Source organism: Burkholderia pyrrocinia (genome assembly GCF_018417535.1).
GTDB classification, from domain to species: Bacteria; Pseudomonadota; Gammaproteobacteria; order Burkholderiales; family Burkholderiaceae; genus Burkholderia; species Burkholderia pyrrocinia_E.
The window spans coordinates 514,079-535,916 of sequence record NZ_CP070978.1 but is presented as its reverse complement, the minus strand read 5'-3'; the positions used below and the strand labels follow the sequence as shown (position 1 = coordinate 535,916).

Sequence of the window (21,838 nt, the reverse complement as noted above, 5' to 3'; positions counted from 1 at the left end):
GCCGTCATGTCCGATATCGGCCGCGTCAACCTGTTCGGAAAACTGAATCCGTTCCTCTACGAGACGCTCGAGCAGGCCACCGGGTTCTGCCGGTTGCGCGGCAATCCTTACGTCGAACTCGCGCACTGGTTCAAGCAGCTTCTGCAGCGGCCCGACGGCGACCTGCAGCGCGTGCTGCGCCGCTTCGAAATCGACGCGGCCGTGATCGACCGCGCGCTGGTCACCGCGCTCGACCGGCTGCCGCGTGGCGCGGGCTCGGTGTCGGACCTGTCCGTGCACATCGACGACGCGGTCGAACGCGCGTGGGTCTATGCGACGCTGAAATACGACGCGACGCGCATTCGCGGCGCGGTGCTGCTGCTCGCGATCCTGAAGACGCCGCAGTTGCGCAACGTGCTGGTTGCGATCACGCGCGAATTCGAGCGCATCGTGCCCGATGTGCTCGCCGACGATCTCGAACCGATCGTCGCCGGCTCGCCCGAGGCGCAACCGGCCGGACCTGCTTCGAAGGCCGGCATCGGCGGCGACACGGCGGTGCGCGGCGCAACGGCTGCCGAAGGTTCGGCGCTCGCGCGCTTCGCCGTCGACCTGACCGCCCGCGCGCGGGCCGGCGAGATCGACCCGGTCGTCGGGCGCGACGCCGAGATCCGCCAGATCGTCGACATCCTGCTGCGGCGCAGGCAGAACAACCCGCTGCTGGTCGGCGAGGCCGGCGTCGGCAAGACGGCCGTCGCCGAAGGCTTCGCGCTGCGGATCGCCGCCGGCGACGTGCCGCCGTCGCTGCACGACGTCGCGCTGTACCTGCTCGACATCGGGCTGCTGCAGGCCGGCGCGAGCGTAAAGGGCGAGTTCGAGAGCCGGCTGCGCGGCGTGATCGACGAAGCGATGTCGTCCGAGCGGCCTGCGATCCTGTTCATCGACGAAGTGCATACGCTCGTCGGCGCGGGCGGGGCGGCCGGCACCGGCGACGCCGCGAACCTGCTGAAGCCCGCGCTCGCGCGCGGCCTGCTGCGCACGATCGGCGCGACCACGTGGTCCGAGTACAAGCAGTACATCGAGAAGGATCCCGCGCTGACGCGGCGCTTCCAGCTCGTGCACGTGCACGAGCCGGAAGAGACGGCCGCGCTGACGATGCTGCGCGGCCTCGCCGCGAAGCTCGAGGCTCACCACCGCGTGCTCGTGCTCGACGACGCGCTGCAGGCTGCCGTCACGCTGTCGCACCGGTATATCCCCGCCCGACAGTTGCCGGACAAGGCGATCAGCCTGCTCGATACGGCCTGCGCGCGCGTCGCCGTCAGCCAGCACGCGGTGCCCGCGCCGATCGAGGACGCGCGCCGCCGCATCGACAGCCTGCGCGTCGAGCAGGAGCGGATCGGCCGCGAGTGCGCGCTCGGCACCGGTGATGCCGCACGGCGCGACGCGATCGAGTCGGACATTGCCGCCGCGCAGGCCGCGCTCGATCAGCTCGACGTGCGCTGGCAAACCGAACGCAACGCCTTGGCGGCGATCGTCGAATCACGCGCCGCGTTGCTCGACGACGATCCGTCGCGCGAACTCGACGCCGCCACGCGCGCCGATATCCAGGCGCACCTCGCCGCCGCGCAGCAGGCGCTGGCCGACGTGCAGGGCGACGCGCCGCTCGTGCTGCCCGCCGTCGACACGCACGCGGTGGCGGCCGTCGTCGCCGACTGGACCGGCATTCCGCTCGGCCGGATGGTGCGCGACGAGACGCAGGCCGTGCTGAAGCTCGCCGATACGCTCGGCGAACGCGTCGTCGGCCAGCGGCATGCGGTCGAACTGATCGCCCAACGGATCCAGACCGCTCGCGCGAAGCTCGACGATCCGACCAAGCCGCACGGCGTGTTCCTGCTGTGCGGCCCGTCCGGCGTCGGCAAGACCGAGACCGCGCTCGCGCTGGCCGACACGCTGTACGGCGGCGAGCACAACGCGATCACGATCAACATGAGCGAGTTCCAGGAGGCGCATACCGTGTCGACGCTGAAGGGTGCGCCGCCCGGTTATGTCGGCTACGGGCAGGGCGGGGTGCTGACCGAGGCCGTGCGCCGCCGGCCGTACAGCGTCGTGCTGCTCGACGAGATCGAGAAGGCGCACCGCGACGTGCACGAGATTTTCTTCCAGGTATTCGACAAGGGCTGGATGGAGGACGGCGAGGGTCGCGACATCGATTTCCGGCACACCGTGATCCTGCTGACGTCGAACGTCGGCGCCGATCGCGTGATGCAGCTCTGCCGCGCCCCCGAGCGCCTGCCCGACGTGCAGACGCTCGCCGATGCGCTGCGCACGCCGCTGCTCGATGTATTTCCGGCCGCGCTGCTCGGCCGGCTGACCGTCGTGCCGTATTACCCGCTCACCGACGCGACGCTCGCGCGCATCGTCGCGTTGCAGTTGCGGCGGATCGAGAAGCGGATCGACGCGCATCACGGCATCCGGCTGCGCTGCACCGACGCGGCGACCGCGCTGATCGTCGAGCGCTGCCGGACGATCGAATCCGGCGGCCGGATGGTCGACGCGATCCTCACGCATACCGTGATGCCGCGCATCAGCCGCGCAATCCTGCAGGCCACGCTCGAAGGCCGCGCGTTGTCGTCGATCGAGGTCAGCGCGGCCGACGGCGAATTCGCTTACCGGTTTGACGAGGAGGCAACGACGTGAATCGCGTCTTCACCCTCGACAGCCCGCACGGCGACGACCTGAAATTCCACACGCTCGACGGCAGCGACGAACTCGGCCGGCTGTTCGAATTCCGGATCGAGGCACTCGCGGACAGTCACAGCCTGTCGCTGAAGGACATGCTCGGCAAGCCCGTGACGGTCCGCATCGAACAGCAGGACCAGTCGACGCGCTACCTGAACGGCATCGTCGCGCGCGCGTCGCTTGCCGGCAGGCGTGCCGAGCGGTACTACGGCTACGAGCTGGTCGTGCGCCCGTGGCTGTGGCTCGCGACGCGCCGCTCCGATTGCCGGATCTTCCAGAACAAGACCGTGCCCGAGATCGTGCAGGAGGTGCTGTCGACGTACGGCTTTCCGATCGAGAACCACCTCGCCGAATCGTATGTGCCGCGCGAGTACTGCGTGCAGTACAACGAGACCGATGTCGCGTTCGTGTCGCGGCTGATGGAGTTCGAGGGCATCTATTACTGGTTCCGGCATGCCGAGGACACGCATACGCTGATGCTGAGCGACGCGATGTCGTCGCACACGGCGCTGCCCGGCTACGAGACGATTCCGTACATCGCGCGCGACCGCACCGCGATCGCCGACGAGGAACATGTCGACGGCTGGCTGCCCGCGCAGGAGGTGAGTGTCGGCAAGCACCAGACCACCGACTACGACTACACGAAGCCGCGCGCCGACCTGTCGACGCAGAAGGTCGACCCGCGCGGCCACGATCACGACAGCTTCGCGTCGTTCGAATGGCCGGGCGGCTATCGCGACGATGCGCCCGGCGCGCACTACAGCCGCGTGCGGCTCGAGGAGCAGCAGGCCGAGCACGAGCGGGCGAGCGCGGATACGGACGTGCGCGGCGCCGCGCCCGGGTATCTGTTCACGCTCGCGCATTGTCCGCGCGCCGACCAGAACCGCGAGTATCTGATCGTGCGGTGTCAGTACCGCTTTCAGGAGAACGCGTATGCGAGCGATCAGGGCGCGGAGGCCGTCGTGCATCAGACGATGATGCTGGTGCAGCCGTCGAGCCTGCCGTTCCGGTCGCCGCGTGAGACGCCGAGGCCGCGTACGAACGGGCCGCAGACGGCGACCGTCGTCGGGCCGCCGGGCGAGGAAATCTGGACCGATCAATACGGGCGCGTGAAGCTGCAGTTCCGGTGGGACCGGTATGGGCAGAGCAACCAGGATTCGTCGTGCTGGGTACGGGTGTCGAGTCCTTGGGCCGGCGGTGGATTCGGGGGCGTGCAGATTCCGCGTGTGGGCGACGAGGTCGTGGTCGATTTCCTGAACGGCGATCCGGATGAGCCGATCGTGACGGGGCGCGTTTATAACGGCGAGAAGATGCCGCCGTGGGGGCTGCCGGGGAGCGCGACGCAAAGCGGGCTGCTGTCGCGGTCGTCGCCGGGCGGGACGACCGAGCATGCGAATGCGTTCAGGTTCGAGGACAAGAAAGGCGCTGAGCAGCTTTGGATGCATGCGGAACGGAATTTCGATGCGGAGACGGAGGCCGATCATTCGCTTTCTGTCGGGAACAACCATACGCATACGGTCGGGAATGACGAAACGATGCAGGTGAAGAACAACCGGCAACGGAGTGTGGGGCAGAACGAGACGGTGAATATCGGCAAGAACCGGGTCGCGCAGATCGGTGTGGATGAGACGCATGAGGTTGGCGGGAACCGGACGCGAACGGTCGGGAAGAAGGAGACCGTGACGATCGCGTCGGATCGTGAGGCGACGATCGGCGGCAGCCACACGGAGTCGGTCACGCATGCCAAGACCGAAACGATCGGCGAAGGCAAGACGCTGAACGTCGGACAGATGTATCAGACGACGTCGCAGGACATGAAGACGCTGGTTGCGTCGGCGCATACCGAGGAGATCGGCACGCGGACCTCGACGATCGCCAAAGCCCATACGCACACGGTCGGCGGCGAACACACCGTCAACGTCGGTGCGAACCATACGACGAACGTGCAGCATCAGGTGACCGTCAACGCCGGCGATCAGCTTTCGCTCGTCTGCGGGATGTCCAGCCTCGTGATGAAGAGCGACGGCACGATCACGATCCAGGGTGTCAATGTCGCATCGAGCGGCACGGAAACCCACAGCGTGAACGGCAAGAAGGTGACGTCGTCGGCGTCGGTCGAGCACACGGTCGAAGGCACGATCCTGAAACTGAATCCGTGACGGAGGTCCGCACGAATGCAGAACTGGCAGCCGACCAATCCGGTGGAGCGCAGGTTCATGGATGCGCATACGGACTGGATGAGTTTCGCGAAGGAACGCGAAGCGCGATTGATGATCTGGCAGACCGACGAGACGGATGCGCAGCTCGTGCGGCTGTATTTCCAGGTTCAGGATGAAACGTCGTGTGCGGTAAGGACGATGCGGGCGTCGTTCGTCAATGAAGCGGGGTATGCGAAGGCGCTGGCGGACGAGCTCGTTGCGTTCTACGACAGCCGGCGCGAGGGGTCCGAAGCGCAGGGCGTGCGGGCGGATTGGCAAGCGCCGTACGACGATGGGAAGAATCCTTTGCTGTATCTGTTCACGGTTGCCGACAGCCTGATGCAGCACCATCCGGACATTTTTCCGGCGATGGTTTTCGTGCTGGAGCCGGCGAAAGTGCAAGATGACGCGGCATGGGTGCAGTGGATGGATGGTTTGCTGTCGATCATTGCGATCGCGCCGCAGCTTGGCGAGCGCGTGCGTTTTGTCGTGCCGCGTACGGATATCGCGCCGTTTGCAGCACTGGTGCATCGGCATCGGGCCGCGGTGCGTGTCGTGCAAGGCAAATATTCGATGGCGAGCGTACCGCGCGAACTACTTGCCGAGTCGGGCGAACGCGGGCCGAGTGGTGAGTTCCGGCGGCATTTCGTGTTGCTGACCGAGATCATCGAAAGCGGTAATCCGGCTCGGCTGGAGGAACTACGTGCGGCGGCGCTGAAGGTCGCAGAGCGCGAGCAGTGGTTCGATCAGTGTGTTGTCGTGCATCTGATTGCCGGTGCCGCGTATCTGAAGTGGCGCGATCGGGAGCGTGCGATCGAGGCGTACCGGAGTGCGGCCAACAGCGGGATGCGTGCGGTTGAGGCCGAGCATCCGGCTGGGCACAAGCTCGTCGCGAACGGGTTGTTCGGCGAGGCAAGCGTGCATCTGACGCACAAGGATTATGCGCACTCGGCGTATTGCTACGAACGCGCGGCGGCGTCGACCACGGCTGCCAAGGATGGGCTGATGACGGTCGAGGCGTGGCGCATGAGCGCCGTGTGCTGGGAGCGGGCAGGGGAGCGCGAGCATGCGCTGGAGGCGGGATTCAATGCGCTCGATGCGGGGTTGATGATCGACGAGCCGATGCGGGCGAACAGCAACCTTCCGCTCGTTGTCGAGTGGATGGTTTCGCAGTTGGGTGTGCAGGATCGGCGGCGCAACGCGCTCAGCGAGAAGGTCGCTGCGTTGCGTGGCGGACGCTGAACGCGAGCAAGGGACGATATCGTGGCACTACCAGCCGTCAAGCATCTCGATCCGGTTGTTGGCGTCGACGTTCATTCGGTACTGGTCACTCCCGGTACGCCGCCGGTGTTCCTGCCGCACCCTCATGTCGGGTTCATGCTCGATCTGCACGAGTACCTCCAGGCGGCAAAGGCCGTGGTCGGCTCCATTGCGATGATGATCGCGCAGGAGAAGGTGACCGAATACATCGAAGATCATCCAGACGATGTGAAGAAGCTGGAGCATCTGGCCGATGAGGCAAACCAGCAGGTCAATGAACAGCTCGATGGCTTAATGGGCGGCGGAAAGCTGCCGGACTTCAAGGATGACCCCAATGTCGCGGAGGGGATGAGGCTTGCGAAAGAGGCCAATAAGATCAAGAACCGCATAAGTGACGATCTTGGCTCGAACGTCGGATCGGGTGGCAGTAGCGGCAGGCCGATTTTTGTGAACGGGATGATGCGCGCCACGGCGGGCACGCATGCGTATCACGTTCCGGGGTTGCATTTCCCGCTCGGGGAATCGTTTGCGCCGCCGCCGGCGGAGAATCCAGAGCCGTCGAACGACGGGGAATCGTTCATGGGCAGCAAGACGGTGCTCGCCAACAACGATCCGATGTCGTACATGGCGCTGCAGGCGTTGAGTTGCTGGTCGGTTGGCATGGAGCCGCCTCCGCACAATAGCGCCCATACGGATCGCACCTATCCGTCGATGCCAAGCTCAGTGATGCTGCCGATTCCGGCCGGGCGGCCGGTGTTGGTGGGCGGGCCGCCGATCATGAACATGGCTGCGGCGGCGAAGGGGTTGTTCAAGGCGTTTCAGGGGTCGAAGTGGGCAAAGGCGCTGGCGGACAAGTTGCATTTGAAGCCAGGGTTCTTGCGGTGCAATGTCCTGAAGGCCGAGCCGGTCGACGCCTCGACGGGTGAAGTTGTCGTTCAACACAGCGATTTCACTATTTCTGGGCGATTGCCGCTCGATTGGGAGCGGCATTACGCGAGTCATAGCCCATGTCCCGGGGCAGTCGGCGTCGGTTGGCAGACACCCGCGGACATTCGACTCGAACTGATGCCAAACGAAGCGGCAATCGGGGCCGTCGCATACTTTCCAGACCATTCGACTGCGTTCGATGCGCTGCCGGCACAAGATGGCTGGCCGGCGCGGGTCTACGACTGGCAGCACGGGTACGCGCTGTACCTGTACGGCGACAGCTTCAGGCTGCGCACACGGGAAGGCATCGAGTATGAATTCGTGCCTCCGCGGCAATGGCCAGAAACGGTCGGCGCGTTTGAAGACAATTCCCACTTGACTTTACCCGTCGAGCGCATTGCAGATTTGAACGGCAACGCATGGGTTTTCGAGCGTGACGGGTGCGGATACGTCGAGCGCATTTCGGAGTGGGCACTGGACAGAAGGACAGCTCGCGCGATCGTATGCGGGATACGAGACGGAGCACATGACAGCGTTAATTTAGCCGGCTGGCTGAATACGCTGACACTGATCGATATAGATGGCCTTGCACATCCGCTCGTCGCGTACGAGCATGACCGCGCGCGGAACCTGCGCACGGTGATCGATGCGATGGCGCAGCCGCACCGCTTCGACTACACGGACGATCACCGGATGGTCCGCCATACCAGCGCACGGGGCGTGTCGTTTTACTACAGCTATTGCTCCGGAGATGATCGCGTATGGCAAGTCGAACGGGCGTGGGGTGATGAAGGACTCCTGGATTACCACTTTTCGTACGATACCGCGCGAAAGGAAACGAAGATTACTGATTCACGTGGCTACACCACGCTCCTGCAACTGAATGAGCGACGCATGCCCGTGGCCGAGATCGACCCGCTCGGCGGCGTGACGCACTATCAGTACGACACACAAGGTCGCACGAAGTCTCGAACCGATCCCGCCGGCCGTACGGTCAGATGGGATTACGACCAGCAAGGTGGCATCGTTAGGCAAACGCTACCCGACGGCAGTGTAGTCCGTACCGAATACGACGCCAATCAACGCCCCTGCAGCGTCACGCTACCGGGGGGACGGCAGTGGCGATATGAATGGGATGATCAAGGAAACTTGCTCGGACAAACCGCGCCGTCAGGCGCGAAATCTTGCTACAGGTATGACGCATCCGGACAACCCGTCGAGCACATCGATCCGCGCGGCGCGCCCACGAAGTTCGAGTTTGACCGCGACGGCAACCTCGCCGCAATGACGGATGCCTTGGGCCATCTCACCCGGTACCGGCACGATGCGCATGGAAATCTCGTCGAGACGATCGATGCTCTCGGGAGGTCGAGCCACTATGAGTACGATCGCAACGGCAACCTGGTTCAGGCCATCGAACCAGGGGGGCGCAAAGTCCATTGCATATACGATGCCGACGGAAACCTGATTCGCTATCGAGATCCAGCAGGTCATGTGACTCAAATGGAGTACACGGCGGTCGGACAGCTCAGCAAACGAAACGCCCCCGACGGCACGACCGTCGAATACCGATACGACACCGAAGAGCAACTGATCGAAGTCGCCAACGAGCGCGGCGAACTGTATACGCTGGAGCGAGACGCGCTCGGACGCATCGTCTTGGAAACGGACTACTGGGGGCAGACGCGAGGGTACCAATACGGTGCAGCCGGTGAATTACTCGATAGCACCGATCCACTAGGGCAAACCGTCAGGTATCGCTATGATCGGCTCGGGCGACTAACGGAAAAGCACACCCCCAATCTGGATCCGGCGAGCGGTATGTGGATAGACCGCTTTGCATATGACTCGTGCGGCAATCTGTGCCTTGCGGGAAATCCGTCTTGCCGTATCGTATTTCGATACGACTCAGATGGCCGTGTGATCGAAGAACGGCAGGGCGATGACTTCACGATTGCCAGCACTTATGACGCGGGAGGCAATAGAACGGAACGCAGAACGAGGCTTGTCGTGGGTGATGACGTTGTCGAACATACGGTGCGCTATGTGTACGACGCGCTGGATGCCGTGACGTCGATTCAGATCGACAATGAAACACCCGTCGTACTTGAACGTGACGCGCTCGGAAGGGTTCGAGCCGAGCAATTTACCACTGACTTGCGGCGCGAGCTTGCATACGAGGCTAGCGGCGAACTCACCTCGCAGCGGACCCTGCTGGCGGGCGCAGGTGTGCTGTTTGCAAGCGAGTATGCGTATGACGCAAGCGGGGAATTGGTCGAAAAGCGTGATTCACGTATCGGTACCGAACGTTTCCAGTACGACCCTGTAGGCCCTGTCATCGCACACATTGATCCGATGGGACGGTTGTACCGATTTCTGTACGATCCAGCCGGGGATTTACTGAAGACGCATGTCCGCGAGCGCCGCACTGTCGATGCTGCCGATGCGGCGTCGTCCGATACATGGGTGCGTGAAGGCGAGTATGACAACTGCTACTACGCGTACGACCGTGCGGGGAACCTCACGCGTCGACAGGAAGCAGGACAGGACCTGAGACTGAACTGGAATGCGCTCGGACATCTCACGGAGACCGTGGCGACACGTCCAGCTGTCGCAGAAATTGGACACGAGCAGCTTCGCATCCGTGCCCGGTACGAGTACGACGCATTTCAGCGACGGGTGCGTAAGGTCGTGCATACTGGTGTAGCGAGCCCTTGCGATGAGAGGGCCGCATCGCACGTCAGCAGATTCTTCTGGGACGGCAACACGCTCGTAGCGGAACATGCAAGCGACACAGCCAAGAGTGACGAATGTGCATCATGTGACGTCGTAGGGAACGATGTTCCCGCGGCGGCTCAACTATACGAGTGGGTCTATTACCCGGAAACGTTTCGTCCGTTCTGCGTTATCCCTCGCAAACTGCCGGACTACGGAGGGCCTCCGCAGCGCGAGGTGCCACCGATGCCCGCGATGTATTTTTATCAGTGTGATGGGAATGGGGCACCGGTGCGAATGCACGGAGCCGATGGAGGTGTTGTATGGGAAGCGCGTTATGCCCCAACCGGACACATTGAGTGTTCCAAAACCACGGGAATTAACCAGCCACTTAGGCTGGAGGGGCAGTACCACGACGACGAATCGGGTCTCAATTATAATCGCTACAGATATTTCGATCCAAGCACTGGTCGATTCGTATCCCTGGACCCAATTGGTCTTGAAGGCGGCGAGAATCTGTATCGATTTGCATCCAATTTATTTGGATGGATCGACCCGTTAGGCCTGAAGAGTTGGAGCTGCGCGAGAGAGGAGTTCTGGAAAGAAGAGGCACTAAAAAATCCGCATAGATATTCTCCGAGAAATATAAGCAGAATGTTGGCCGGAAAGGCACCGATGATAAAAATCAAGGTTCGCTACAAGAACACCCTGACAAATGTAAAGAAAGGGCGCGTTGGGAAAGTAGCAACAATCGAGGTTCCAATGGAGTTGCACCATCAATTCATTTTCCAGCGATCCGGCTCAAAGAAGACGGCGCATGAAAGCTTTAACCTGGTTCGTGCTACCCCGTGGGCGCATTCATCCATGGATCCATATAGGAACTTGGGCTGGGATCTTTTGTCGGTCGTCAAGTCACCTGTGAATTGGTAATCATTTTATAAAATTTTAGGAGCCCCAAAATGGTAATCACTGAATTTAATTACTTTTGCGCTGACGCAATACTTGTGGCAGAGAAATTGAAAGCATCGGTCGACGATGATCAAGCGGAAAATTTCGTCAAGAAAATTTTCGATGAATATAAAGTCTCAGGCTCTCCGAGCAACAGAAAAAAATGGCTTGCAGAGAGAATGGCAGGAGAGTTTTTGTATATGAACACTCCTCCAGACTGGGTTGGCGAACCCAGGTGGGCCTATTTCAATGATGAGCCCATGGTGTTTTTGCATCAATTTCGCGTTATTGATAACAACAACCAGATGCAAGACCGATTTGCGGCCGGCGATACCGTTTTTGTTTTTGGATTGAAGGCCAAGATTAATTCTGAACCTTCATCTTGGAGTCCTGTTTATCGAACGGTTGTGCAAACTGAGGACGGAGAGAATCTGTGCTTTTAAGCTGCGAATCAACATCAAGGAGCGAGATGGATGCCGCATGCTGGGCCTTGGCGCTGGCCTGGGTGAACGCACTCCATTCCGCGCTGTTCCAGAACCACGGCGGCACTCGCAGTTGCTCCACGCCCTCGCTGGGTTCGACGGCATACACCCGCACCTTGCTCATGTCGCGGAAGGTGTTGGTGTATTCGCCGTTTGGGGTCGAGCCCAATGAAGCGGGCATTGGAGCACGGCGTGCTGGCGCGAGGGCGATCATCTCTACATCCACCGCTCCAACTGCAGCCGCATGCCGCGGCTTGCAGCGGAGGGCGCGCAGGTCTGCGTGACGGTCACGCACCTCGACGGCCTAGTGCTCGCACGCTCCGCGTTTCATCACTCGATGAACTACCGCTCGGCGATGATCTATGGCGCGTTCGAAGTGGTCGGCGCTGATCGCAATACCGCCGCGCTCGACGCGTTTCTCGATCACATCGCGCAAGGCCGTGCGCACGAGGTGCGCGCCGGCAACCGCAACGAGCTGGCCGCGACGACGGTGCTGCGGCTGCCGCTCGACGAAGCGGTCGCGAAGATCCGCACCGGCGGCTCGAAGGACGACGACGAAGATCTCGCCCGCCCCGTCTCGGCGGGCGTGCTGCCGCTGGCGCTCACGCCGCTCGCGCCCGAGCCCGACGGTGCGCAGCCGGAAGGCGGCGTGCCCGGTTATGTGACGGACTGGACTCGCCGCGCCGGGAGCACGGGCTAGAGGTGCGTCAACGTCTTGGCCAGCGCCGAGGTCGCGGCCACGTCGCCCGAATTCATCGCAACGCCTCCTGTCGACAGCGCCTTGGTGATGTCGGTGGGGTTGGCGGCCGCGAGTTGCCCGACCGTGGTGATGCCGCTCTTGCTCAGCGCGGCGGCGGCACTCGATGACAGGCCGGGCAGGTTGGCGATTGCTGCGCCGGAAGCCGCGCCAGGCGCGCCCTGGACGCCGAGCGCCGCGTTGACCACGTCGCTCCCGCCCGACGAGCGAATCGCGCCGGCCTGGCGCTCGGCGAGGTCGGAGACGAGCACATCCGGGGTCGCATACGAGGCCGTATCCGGAAGAATGCTGACGGCGTCGGCGACGCTCATGCCGTTGTCGAGCGTCTGCGTGCCGTAGTTCTTGATCAGGTCCGCCTTGGTGATCGGCTTGCCGCCGAACTGCTGGAGGAGTTGCGGGTTCGACGTCATGAACTTCGCCAGGCTCGCCGTACCCGAGACGCGCGGATCGCTGGCCGGGTTCGACGGCGTCGGCGTCACGTTGGGCAGCATGATCGTCCCCTGGCTGGTCTGCCAGACGGCGACGTCCTTGTCAAAATATTTCGTCGAACCGACGAAATGCGCGTTCGTGGCGTCGAAGGGCGGAATGAAGGACACCGGGGGGAAGCTCGGCGGTTGGTAGGTTCCGTGCGCCTGCGCCAGGTTGAACAGGTCCGCGTTGATCAGATTGATCTGGGTCCGCAGCTCGTCGAGCAGGCTGCGGATCTCGGCGCGCATGTGCGCGAGGCACGCGAATACCTGGCCGAGGTCCGTGCGCACGGCGGCGAAATCCTGCTCGATCTTGCGCAGGCGCGAGTTGAACCCTTCCTCGCCCGCCGATTGCTGGGCCTGTACGACGCTCTCGCCGTCCACCCAGTCCGTGTGGTGGAAAGTCGGCGTGAAGGTCTCGACGCAGTCGGGCTCCGTGGCCGGAAAGTCGGTCTGATAGTTGAAGACCCGCTGCTGGCGCGCGCCCTGCTGGATCAACCAGTTGCCGAGGATGATCGACGCTTCCGAATCGCCGACGCCCGTGTCCCGAATGGACTTCATCACGTCGGAGATCGCCATTCCATCGAGTTGCAGTGTATTGACAGCCATTTCGATCTCCTATGCGCCGGCGTCGGCGGCGGTCAGTGGCGGAACGACTAGACCGCGATGGCGGTCTTGCCGGAACGGGCGGAAGGTGCGCGCAGCGCCCGGCGGGAGCGGATCGGGATGGCCGTCGCCGTTCAGGTCGACGCCGCTCTGGCGCAGCGCGAAGGTGTTGACCAGCACGCCGATCGGCAGGATTTCCCCGAGCACGTTCATCAGATATTCGTACTGCGGGATCGTGAGCAGCGTGCCGTCCGGCAAATCGGTCCGGAATTCGTAGGGGTCGTTCAGGCCCGGCCGGCGCGCGTAGCCGAGTACGACGACCGCCGTAAGCCCGGCCGATGCGGACGTGAAGACGGTCCGGCTGCCGATCGGCTTGATTTTGCCGCCGCTGCCCGCGAGCGCGACGGTGTACCAGCGGAAGCCGACCGAGCGGCGATCGGACAGATTCACGCCCGCGCCGGGCAGGCCGATCGCGCCGATGGTCAGGATCACGCGGTGGTCGGTGGTGGTGAACGGCAGCACCGAGGCGAGACCGTTCGCCGCGAGCAGGCCGACGAGCCGCTTCAGGTCGTCGGCCGCCGACGGCGTGCCGGCCAGCACCGCCGAGGCCAGCGCGGCCGGCAGCGCGATCGCGGTGACGAGCTCCGCCGGGAGCACCTCCAGTTGGGCGACGATGGGCGCGGGCACCGTGAGGTCGGCAAGGCCGGCGGCCCGGAACACGGCGAGTGGCGGGTCCGCCGCCGCGTGAGGCGCGGCGGCGTTCCACGCGGTGGTGGCATCGACAGCCGAAAGCGCGGTCCACGCGGCGGCGCCCGACGCCGTCCACTGGGCGAGCGAGGCCGCCAGCCCGTCGTGGATCACGACGTTCACCGCAGGGTCGCCCGGCGCCTGGTAAGCGGCCTGCAGATTGACCGCTGCGTCCACAGCTGCGTTGGCCGGCCCGGCGATCACGAGGCCGAACGCGGGCAGGTGCGAAACGTAGAGCGTCGCGGCATCGACCGTATAGACGGTTTGTAGGCCGCACGCATTCAGGAACCACGCGCCGGTGGGATCGGTCGCGGAGGGCACCGGCGCCATCGCGCTCACGAGCGCCGCCAGTTCCGCGTCGGCGATGGCCGGCGGGTGAGCGACGGCCGCGGCGAGCGCGTCGAGGTCCGCCGCAGCCGGTGGTTTGAGGTCGACGCCCAGCCCCAGCTCGTAGCGGCTGCCCGCGCTGCCGTCCTGCGCGCGCGTGACGCTCCAGTGCGCGGCCTGGCCGAGCGCACGCCGGCAACGGCCGACGCGCTCCAGCGCGGACGCAAGCAGCGGCGCCAGCGCGGCCTGGGCCGGGAAATCGAAGCTCTGGCGCAGGCTCGCGCGCAATGTCTCGACGCTGGCGCGGCGTTCGGGGGACAGCGCCCGCGCGAGGTGGACGCCTTTCGCCGTCGCTTCATCCTGAGGCCAGATCAGATGGGCCGCGCGAATGAAGCCGAGGAAGTTGGTGCGCACGGCGTCGCTGCCTGCACTGATCAGATGGGCCGCGACCGCGAACGGATTGACCTGTTCGTCGATCCGCAGGCGCGCCTGCACGCCCAGGCCGGCGAGGAGCCCGGCATTGGGCGCGTTGCTGGCGCCGGGGCCGTTGAGCGTGTCGTCGAGCCGCGCCCGGGTCGCGCGCAGGAACGGCCTGAACAGCGCGAGCCGGCGACGGTAGTTGTCGTCGGGTTCTGGAATCGGCACGCCGCCGGCATCGGTCCATGGCTGGAGGACGATGTGGCCCGCATCGGCGGCGAGCCGGTCCGCGAGGCGCGGCACGCCCACTTCCGCGCCCACCCGGTCGAGCGCATCGCCCGCCGCGCCGGACAGTTGCCGCATCGCGGCCAGCTCGCGCGCCTGACGCCGGATCGTGTGCTTCTCGGCAGAAAGCGCGTAGAGGAGGCGGCCGAAGATCCCCTCGATCAGTTGAAGCCGGATCAGGCCCGCGATCCGGTTGGCGGCGATGGCGGTCGCCGTGCCGTCGGCGGCGATCGAGGCCAGCGTCAGGAGGAGCGTGAAGGGCGCGGCGGTCCGGACGTTCGGGTCGACCGTCGGCAGATGGAGCGGCAAAAACGCGCCCGCCTCGCTCCAGGGGGCGAACACCACGGTCCCGAAACTGGCCGGCGCGTTGCCCGGAAGCAGCACGGCGGTGACTCGCAGACCGGTTGTACCGAGCGCGGCGGCCGGCGCCACGACGAGCAGCGGGTCGCGAGTCACCTCGGGCATTGCTGCCTGGCCCGTGGCGTCGCACGCGACGTCTCGCGCACGGGCGCCGCCGGCAAACGGCGTCGTGAGATTCGCGAACATATTGCCTTGCGACGAAGCCGCCCAGCGGTCGGGCTTCAGGATGTCAGGCATAGCGCCTCCTTGCGCCGTCGCGTGCGCGGCTCATATGATCGTCAGCTCCGTGGCGGTGTCCACGAAGTCGGCCACTTGGTTGATCGCCAGATCGATGTTCAGGCCGCAGCCGGGGCCGGCTGGGCCGCCCGGGGGCGGCTGAGTGAAGTCGATGTTGTCCATCGCCGGCGGATAGCGGAGCAGCTGGACGTTCTGGACGTCGGTGATACCGGGCTCGCTCATCATCGCCCAGATCACTTCCGAAACCCGCACCGGCTCGCCGAACGACAGGCTGTCGACGTAGCGGCGCAACCGTTCGTTGAGCCGCGCCTTCAGCGCCTGGGCCGGCGCCGACGCGTTGACGGACGCCTTCGAGCCGAACGGCATGGGAATGCCGCGCACGACCAGGTCCGCGTTCACGCAGATGCCGATCTGCTCGGCCTGCTGCACCTGCGGAAAAATGCCGAGCGGACGCAGATCTTCGATGGCCGAAAGCACGGAGGCCTCGAGCCCGTCGGGCCCATCCCAGATCGCCGAATCCGTGGGGGACACGAGCACGGTGAAATAGTAAGGATTCCCGAGATCGCGCTCGCTGCCGAACACGCGCTCGACGAAGTTGAAGTTGCCGAAGATCGACTGGTTGATGTCGAGCCCGCCCCACGCGTCGCGGATCAGCGCCTGGCGCACGCCCGGCACGAGCGACACGGCGATCTGGATCGCGTCGACGGTCCAGATCGAGCGCGGCGCGCGCAGCAGCATCGAGCGATAGCGCGCGTCCGGCCACTGCAATTCGCCGCCGGCCAGCTTCCCGCTGTGCGTGATGGTCATCAGCGTCTTGTTCGCGGCTTCTTCGGCCGCACGCAAGTCGGCGAGCTTCGTGTCGTAGGGGTTCCAGCGGTCGATCTGCTCGGGATGGCTGCCGTCCGGCGCCGTGACGGCCGGATCGAGATTGTGCGAGGGCCCCGGGTAGAACGCGACGACGGCGATGTCGGCCTGCGGGCTCGCGGCGGTGATCGTCGCCGATTCGTCGGTCGCGACGTGATGTCCGCCGGGCGTCAGCAGCCGCGCGCCGCGCGGGATCGCGATCTGCGCGACGCCAGCCGGCAGCGTGCCCGTGAGCTTCAGCGTGATCTTGCCAGTCGCCTCCAGGTAGGGGCGCGGCAGGCCGAGCTCCGCGCCTAGGCCACTCAGCGCCTGGCCCTCGGCCGACACCACGAACATATTGTCGTAGATCGCACCGAGCGCCGTCCAGGTGCGGGCATCCTCGAGCGCTGCGACCTCGAAGAGCTTGCGCACGACGGAGCCCGAGGTGAGGTCGAGGTCGGTGCCGAACAGCGCGCGGCCGAGCGCGAGCTTTTCGGCGAGCAGCCGTGCGAACGGCTTCGCGTAGAACCCTTGCGGCGTGACGCCGTAAGGGGCCGCGCTGGTGGTCCGGATCACGGACGCGTCCACCGCCAGCACGTCGGCGGTGTCGATACTGGTCGGATTCTGGTCAGCCATTCGTCGTCACCTGGCCCGCGCCCAGCGCGATTTGATCGATGTTGATGGAGTACGCGTCGCCCGAGAGCGTTTCGAAGGCGACGCGCACATCGAGAATGCTGCTGCCGGCCGTCACGGCGTCGAGACGGCCGTCTTCCAGCTTGACGTCGACGATGCGCCGGATGCGCGGGTCGGCGCGCAGCACCTTGATGATCGCGATGCGAATGCGCTCACGCATCAGGACCGGGTTCGTCTCCTCGGCGATGGCGTTGATGCCGTCGAAGCCGTAGCCGACGTTGAACAGGTCGCTTCCGAGCGCCGTCGTCAGCGCGATGGAGAGCGACTGGCCGAGGTTGTCGATCAGTTCGACACGCGCGAGATCGAGCAGGCTGTTCGTCGTTACGAAGCGGATGTCGCGGCCGATATCGGCGGTCGCCTCGACGAGGTCGCACGCGACGCCCCAGCCCAGCACCCTGCGCCGCAACGGGTCTTTCTGTTGGTCGATCATCGATCCTCCCTGGGGATGCCCTCGCGTTTGCAGTTGCGTTGTCCTGATTCGCGTCTGTCTTAACTCGCGGTGAGTTTCGTTTGGCCGGCGGTACCCGCGAGCAGGTTTGGCTGGGCATTGGGCACGACGCCGTCCGTGGTGCCCGCCAGCGTGTCGAGAATCACCGGCTGGCCATTGGCCTGAAGCTTGGTCGCGGAGCCGGCCGTCACCGACGAGACCGTCTTGCACAGCTGCGAGGGCGGGTTGGACGAATTCGGCGTAATACATCCCGCGATCGACTGGCCCACGATGCCGCTTTGAAGCAAAACGGCCGTTCCGTTCACCTGCAGCTTCGTGGAGCTCGACGTCGATACGCTTCCCGCGTGGCCGCACGTCACGTTGCTCGCGGTGGTCAGCACGCCTGGCATGGCGGTGCTCCTCAATGAACGTTCATGTTGGACTGCACCTGGACGTCGACGCTGTTCGCCTTCATCGTGATGGTCCCGGTCCCGGCGTCGAGCGTGATGTTCTTCGCGGTGATGATCACGCTGCCGTCCTGCTTCATGACGATCGACGACTGCCCGCTCGCGTGCTCGATCGTCACCGATCCCTGGTCCGCCGGCCGCGCGGGCCGCTCGCCTGCATTCTTGAGATGGTCGCTGCCGACGCGCAGCGTGAGCTCACCGACCTCGATGACGCGGTTGCCGTCGGCGTCGATCAGGTCGTTCGTGACCTTGCCGGCATACTCGGCGGGCGTCGCCGTGTCGGCCACCTGGCTGCGGCTTGCCTGATCGACGCCGACAGGCAGGATCAGCCAGTAGTCGCCGGCCTGCGACGTCGGCCCGTGCCCCGACGTCCACAACGCGCCGACTTCCACCGGGTCCTCGGCGCGGCCGTTGCGATGGGCGAGCACCACGCGCATGCCGGGGTAGCGCGGCAGCACAAGCCCGCACTTGCCCCACGCGAACGGCGACGCGTAGCTCACGCCTTCGATCGGCGCGGGGCTGTCACGCCGGATATCGAGGCGCCGGGCCTGGTTCGCGCGCCCGTCCGGCTCGACCAGCCCGCGAAAGACGCGCTCGGTCTGGCCCGGCGGCTCGGTCGTGCCGTCGCCGGACGGATGAAAGCCGCGCACCTCGCCGATGTCGACGCTGCGCGGTGTTTCGGCGCCTTCGCGCACCGCCTGGCGGATCGCCGAGACCGCCGACGCGGCGCCGTCCGATCGGGCGCCCGTAGTGCCGGTCGTGCGGCCGGGCGCATGAGCGCCCGTGCCGGAGGCCGTATCCCACGGCCGCGACAGGTCCACGATCTCGACACCCGCCACGGTCGTCACGAACCCGGTCGCGCGGCCAAGCGCATGCGTCACCGACGTCACGTAAAGATTGATCGGATGGGCGATCGTGTCGGCGCCCATCCCCGGAAGAATCGAGCCGGCGAATGCGCCGCCGAGCAGCGCGTTCAGAAAGCTCGGTTGGGTCACCATCTCCTCGGCGGGGCTGTCGAAGGTCGCCATGTCGCCGGGCTTGAGGTCGGGCCGGCCCTTGAGCGTGAGCTTGAACTGGCGGCGCGTTGCGGCGGGTGTCGTTGCCGGCGTCGTTGCCTGTGTGGCGGCGGACGTCGTGGCCGATCCCGCAGCCGGCTTTGCCGAATCGGGCGTCGCGTCCGGATCGGCCGATACGCGATCGAGCGTCTCGACTGCGAGTAGTCCGCTGCCGAGCGTCAGCGGCTTCGAATCGCCGGCGAGCGGAAATTGACGGACTCCGAAATAAAGCGAGCCGTCGCGGATCAACATCAGGCCGCGCCCGTACTTGCCGCTCGCGTGCTCCATCCGGGTCGCGAGGTCCGCGAGCGCGGTGGCATAGGTGCCGCCCGATTCGATCGACACCTGCTCGTCGCCGGGGCTTGCGGCGGAATTGGCGCTGGAACTCGCCCCCGGGCTGCCGCTGGGGTTGCCACTGCTAGCCGGCATCGAGCCGGCCGCGCCGAAGCCCTGCAACTTGATGTCGATGCCCGTGCGCTGTCCGATCGTCGTGACCGCTTCGCTGAGCTTTGTCCCGCCCACTGGCTGCGCGATCCGAATCGTCGAGAGGTTTTGATAGACCCGCTCCTTGCACTCGATCGTCGCCTCGTAGCGGCGCACGCCCACCGCGCGCGTCACCTTGACGATGCGCAGCACCGCGACCAGCGACGAAGCCATCGACGCCGGGTCGAAGCGCCCGAGGGTGTCGGTCAGCCCGCCGAGGTTGGCGAGATAGCCGAGCGGGCTCGCATTCGCGTCGACCCAGTACAGATAGAGCTGCACGACCGTCGGCTGCGACGCCGCACCGGTCTGGGCGATCTGCGCGTAATGCGCGTCGGTCATGCCCTCGATCGTGATCGAGCAGGAACCGGGTTCGAGCCCGGCCGGCAGCGTTGCGCTCAGCCGCGCCTCGTAATCGGCGGAGCAGAGGGTCAGCGGCGCCTGCTTCTGCGAGATCTTCCCGTTTTCTTCCTGGTGGAAAGTGAGCGCCCAGCCGGACGCGTTGCCGATCATCACCTGGTTCGCGGACAGCGTCGGGAGGCTCATCGCAGGATCCTCGGGATCGTGATGCGCAGGCGGTCGTAGATCGTCTGCACGACGCTCAGCTCGACCACCGAGCGCATCGTGATGTGCGGCGGCAGACGCAGGCGCAGGAACGGATTGAGCGGCACCGGCCCGAAGGTCTGCACGCCCGTATCGTTGCGGCGCCACGCGAGCGTGAGCGTCGAGCCGTAGTCGCCCGGGCCCATCATGGAGCCCGCGCGCAGATCCCACGACACCACGGCCACTTCGAGACGGCCCGCCGCGTCGCCGCCGTCGGCGGGCACGGTGAACGTGAGTCCGGCAGTGAGCGGGACCGACGCGACGTTCGTGCCGTTGCGCTGGATCAGCAGCCGCGCCGTCGAGCGCTCGACGTTGCCGACCGGCGCGCTTGCTGCCGGATTTGCCGTCGGATCGCACAGGTCCGTCTGCACGGTGCTGGACGACACCGCGGCGGCCGGGTCCGCCTGCTGCCACTCGCCGGCGAGGCCGGTGGGCACTGCAAGCACCGCAGTGAAGTCGGCGTCGAGTGTGATGGGCTGCGGAATGCCGGTCATGATCTTTTGCGTGATCGCCGCGAAGCCGTCGGGAGCGGCCGGCGGGTCCGCAGGCGTCAGGTAGCGGTCGACGGGGATGGGCGGCGCGGGCATCGTCAGTTCCCTCCTGCGTCCATCAGCGCGCCCACGCCCACGCTCGCGAGATCGAGCAGCTTGCCGAGCGCGCCGGGCAGCGGCATGTAGGCGAGCTGGATCATCACGTCGAGCGCGTCGCGCTTGGCCGAGCTCGCCGTGAAGGTCAGCTGCTGGATCTGCATGTCGGTGCGGATCGTCATCGCGGTGATCAGGATCAGGCCCGACACCTTGCCGCCAGTGAACGAGCCGAGCGCGGTGCCGCGCTTGCTCGATTCGGCCAGCGTTTCGAGCGCGAGCTTCCACGCGAAACGCTCCATGCCCACCAGCACGCCGGTCAGGTCGATCGTGTCGTCGTGCACGCCCACGATTGCCTTCGCGCCGGTGGAGCCGATCGGCGGCAGGTGATACGTTTCCTGGAGCTTCATCGTCGTGACGGCCCAGATCGGAATCGGCAGGATGCCGTCCGAGATGATCGCCGACGGGATGTTCGCGTAGTTCTGGTAGCTGGTGGCCATTTACGTCCTCCCGGTCGAGGCTTTCAGCAACGCGGAGACGGTTTCGTGCACGGCCGCCGGCGTGCCTTCTTCGGTTTCCACCGACCACGACACTTGTGCAGGCTCGAAGCCGAGGGCGCTCGCGCAGTGCGCGAACGCGCCGATCACGCTGCGCCGGTTGCGCTCAATAATGTCCGCCGGCTGTTGTCCAAATGGCCTGCCTTCGTCGTCGAAGCGTGGGAGTTGGCCGCTGAGCGGGTAGCCGAGCATCGGGAAGCGCAGGCGGATCTCGTGCCAGTTGGTCTGCCAATGGAAGCTGACGTAGGCGAGCGTAAGCAGAATCGGTGGTTGGCCGGCCGTGTCCGCAGCGGTGACCCGGCCGTACCAGGCCGGCTCGGCAGACAGGTCCGGCTCGACAAAGCGCAGGCCGCCGATCAACTGCACAGCATAGCGGTCCCCTGCGGGAAGGTGCTCGAAGACGTTCGGCTTCAGTGCGGCATGTCCGTCGAGCTTCGTGACCGGCCACTGCGCGACCGTCTCGCCAGGCCAGGGGGCCGCGTCGAGATCCGGGGCGGCGGAGGGCGGCCAGTAGAACGGCTCTCCGGAGACGGCCGCGCGACACTCCATCGGCAGAAAGACCTCCGGCGACCAGCGCTCCACCAGGCGGCGGAGGATCTCGGTCGGATTGCCGGCCAGATCGCCCGTCAGCGGAAGCTCCAATATCAGGTTTATTGCATGCATCGTATCGTCCCGCATGGT

At 65.3% G+C, this 21,838-nt stretch carries 14 protein-coding genes and 1 pseudogene; 6 read left to right on the top strand and 9 right to left on the bottom strand.

The window, feature by feature from the left end:
- The first annotated feature begins 6 nt into the window (after positions 1–6).
- From tssH to JYG32_RS20525, 6 genes and pseudogenes are all read left to right on the top strand, one after another.
- Entirely contained in the window at positions 7–2,673 is a 2,667-nt protein-coding gene (gene tssH, locus JYG32_RS20550) for a type VI secretion system ATPase TssH (protein WP_213266758.1), read from the top strand.
- Positions 2,670–4,874 (top strand): type VI secretion system tip protein TssI/VgrG, encoded by a 2,205-nt coding sequence (gene tssI / locus JYG32_RS20545; RefSeq protein WP_213266757.1) that lies wholly within the window; start codon positions 2,670–2,672, stop codon positions 4,872–4,874. Before tssH ends, tssI begins: the two co-directional genes overlap by 4 nt.
- Before the next feature lie 15 nt (positions 4,875–4,889).
- A complete protein-coding gene (locus tag JYG32_RS20540) occupies positions 4,890–6,155 on the top strand; it encodes a hypothetical protein (RefSeq protein WP_213266756.1) in 1,266 nt (421 codons plus the stop codon).
- Positions 6,156–6,176: 21 nt separating this feature from the next.
- A complete protein-coding gene (locus JYG32_RS20535) occupies positions 6,177–10,745 on the top strand; it encodes an RHS repeat-associated core domain-containing protein (protein WP_213266755.1) in 4,569 nt (1,522 codons plus the stop codon).
- A 29-nt stretch (positions 10,746–10,774) separates the two neighbouring features.
- Positions 10,775–11,206 carry a hypothetical protein gene (locus tag JYG32_RS20530; RefSeq protein WP_213266754.1) on the top strand — a complete coding sequence of 144 codons (432 nt, stop codon included), beginning with the start codon at positions 10,775–10,777 and terminating at the stop codon, positions 11,204–11,206.
- A gap of 226 nt (positions 11,207–11,432) precedes the next feature.
- A pseudogene (locus JYG32_RS20525) lies at positions 11,433–11,945 on the top strand (pyridoxamine 5'-phosphate oxidase family protein); the annotation flags it as partial.
- On the opposite strand, the gene JYG32_RS20520 reads toward JYG32_RS20525, so the two are convergent.
- Genes JYG32_RS20520 through JYG32_RS20480 form a run of 9 tightly spaced genes read right to left on the bottom strand, consistent with a single transcriptional unit; the run spans position 11,942 to position 21,835 of the window.
- On the bottom strand, positions 11,942–13,078 hold the full coding sequence (locus tag JYG32_RS20520) for a hypothetical protein (protein WP_213266753.1): 1,137 nt from the start codon (positions 13,076–13,078) through the stop codon (positions 11,942–11,944). The pseudogene JYG32_RS20525 and the gene JYG32_RS20520 sit on opposite strands and share 4 nt — an antisense overlap.
- Before the next feature lie 9 nt (positions 13,079–13,087).
- On the bottom strand, positions 13,088–15,448 hold the full coding sequence (locus JYG32_RS20515; RefSeq protein WP_213266752.1) for a hypothetical protein: 2,361 nt from the start codon (positions 15,446–15,448) through the stop codon (positions 13,088–13,090).
- Between the two features lie 30 nt (positions 15,449–15,478).
- On the bottom strand, positions 15,479–16,927 hold the full coding sequence (locus tag JYG32_RS20510; protein WP_213266751.1) for a hypothetical protein: 1,449 nt from the start codon (positions 16,925–16,927) through the stop codon (positions 15,479–15,481).
- A complete protein-coding gene (locus JYG32_RS20505) occupies positions 16,920–17,414 on the bottom strand; it encodes a hypothetical protein (protein WP_213266750.1) in 495 nt (164 codons plus the stop codon). Before JYG32_RS20505 ends, JYG32_RS20510 begins: the two co-directional genes overlap by 8 nt.
- A gap of 59 nt (positions 17,415–17,473) precedes the next feature.
- A complete protein-coding gene (locus JYG32_RS20500; protein ID WP_213266749.1) occupies positions 17,474–17,821 on the bottom strand; it encodes a hypothetical protein in 348 nt (115 codons plus the stop codon).
- 11 nt (positions 17,822–17,832) lie between these two features.
- Entirely contained in the window at positions 17,833–19,959 is a 2,127-nt protein-coding gene (locus JYG32_RS20495; RefSeq protein ID WP_213266748.1) for a hypothetical protein, read from the bottom strand.
- A complete protein-coding gene (locus tag JYG32_RS20490) occupies positions 19,956–20,603 on the bottom strand; it encodes a hypothetical protein (protein WP_213266747.1) in 648 nt (215 codons plus the stop codon). Before JYG32_RS20490 ends, JYG32_RS20495 begins: the two co-directional genes overlap by 4 nt.
- A gap of 2 nt (positions 20,604–20,605) precedes the next feature.
- On the bottom strand, positions 20,606–21,100 hold the full coding sequence (locus JYG32_RS20485; RefSeq protein WP_213266746.1) for a hypothetical protein: 495 nt from the start codon (positions 21,098–21,100) through the stop codon (positions 20,606–20,608).
- Entirely contained in the window at positions 21,101–21,835 is a 735-nt protein-coding gene (locus JYG32_RS20480) for a hypothetical protein (protein WP_213266745.1), read from the bottom strand.
- Positions 21,836–21,838: the final 3 nt, after the last annotated feature.

Excerpts from the sequence above, each read along its gene's own strand:
- tssH (WP_213266758.1), top strand. The coding sequence starts at position 7 with ATGTCCGATATCGGCCGCGTCAACCTGTTCGGAAAACTGAATCCGTTC.
- JYG32_RS20505 (WP_213266750.1), bottom strand. The coding sequence starts at position 17,414 with ATGATCGACCAACAGAAAGACCCGTTGCGGCGCAGGGTGCTGGGCTGG.
- JYG32_RS20485 (WP_213266746.1), bottom strand. The coding sequence starts at position 21,100 with ATGGCCACCAGCTACCAGAACTACGCGAACATCCCGTCGGCGATCATC.
- JYG32_RS20520 (WP_213266753.1), bottom strand. The coding sequence starts at position 13,078 with ATGGCTGTCAATACACTGCAACTCGATGGAATGGCGATCTCCGACGTG.
- JYG32_RS20495 (WP_213266748.1), bottom strand. The coding sequence starts at position 19,959 with ATGAGCCTCCCGACGCTGTCCGCGAACCAGGTGATGATCGGCAACGCG.
- JYG32_RS20500 (WP_213266749.1), bottom strand. The coding sequence starts at position 17,821 with ATGCCAGGCGTGCTGACCACCGCGAGCAACGTGACGTGCGGCCACGCG.
- JYG32_RS20515 (WP_213266752.1), bottom strand. The coding sequence starts at position 15,448 with ATGCCTGACATCCTGAAGCCCGACCGCTGGGCGGCTTCGTCGCAAGGC.
- JYG32_RS20480 (WP_213266745.1), bottom strand. The coding sequence starts at position 21,835 with ATGCGGGACGATACGATGCATGCAATAAACCTGATATTGGAGCTTCCG.
- JYG32_RS20530 (WP_213266754.1), top strand. The coding sequence starts at position 10,775 with ATGGTAATCACTGAATTTAATTACTTTTGCGCTGACGCAATACTTGTG.
- JYG32_RS20510 (WP_213266751.1), bottom strand. The coding sequence starts at position 16,927 with ATGGCTGACCAGAATCCGACCAGTATCGACACCGCCGACGTGCTGGCG.
- JYG32_RS20540 (WP_213266756.1), top strand. The coding sequence starts at position 4,890 with ATGCAGAACTGGCAGCCGACCAATCCGGTGGAGCGCAGGTTCATGGAT.
- JYG32_RS20490 (WP_213266747.1), bottom strand. The coding sequence starts at position 20,603 with ATGCCCGCGCCGCCCATCCCCGTCGACCGCTACCTGACGCCTGCGGAC.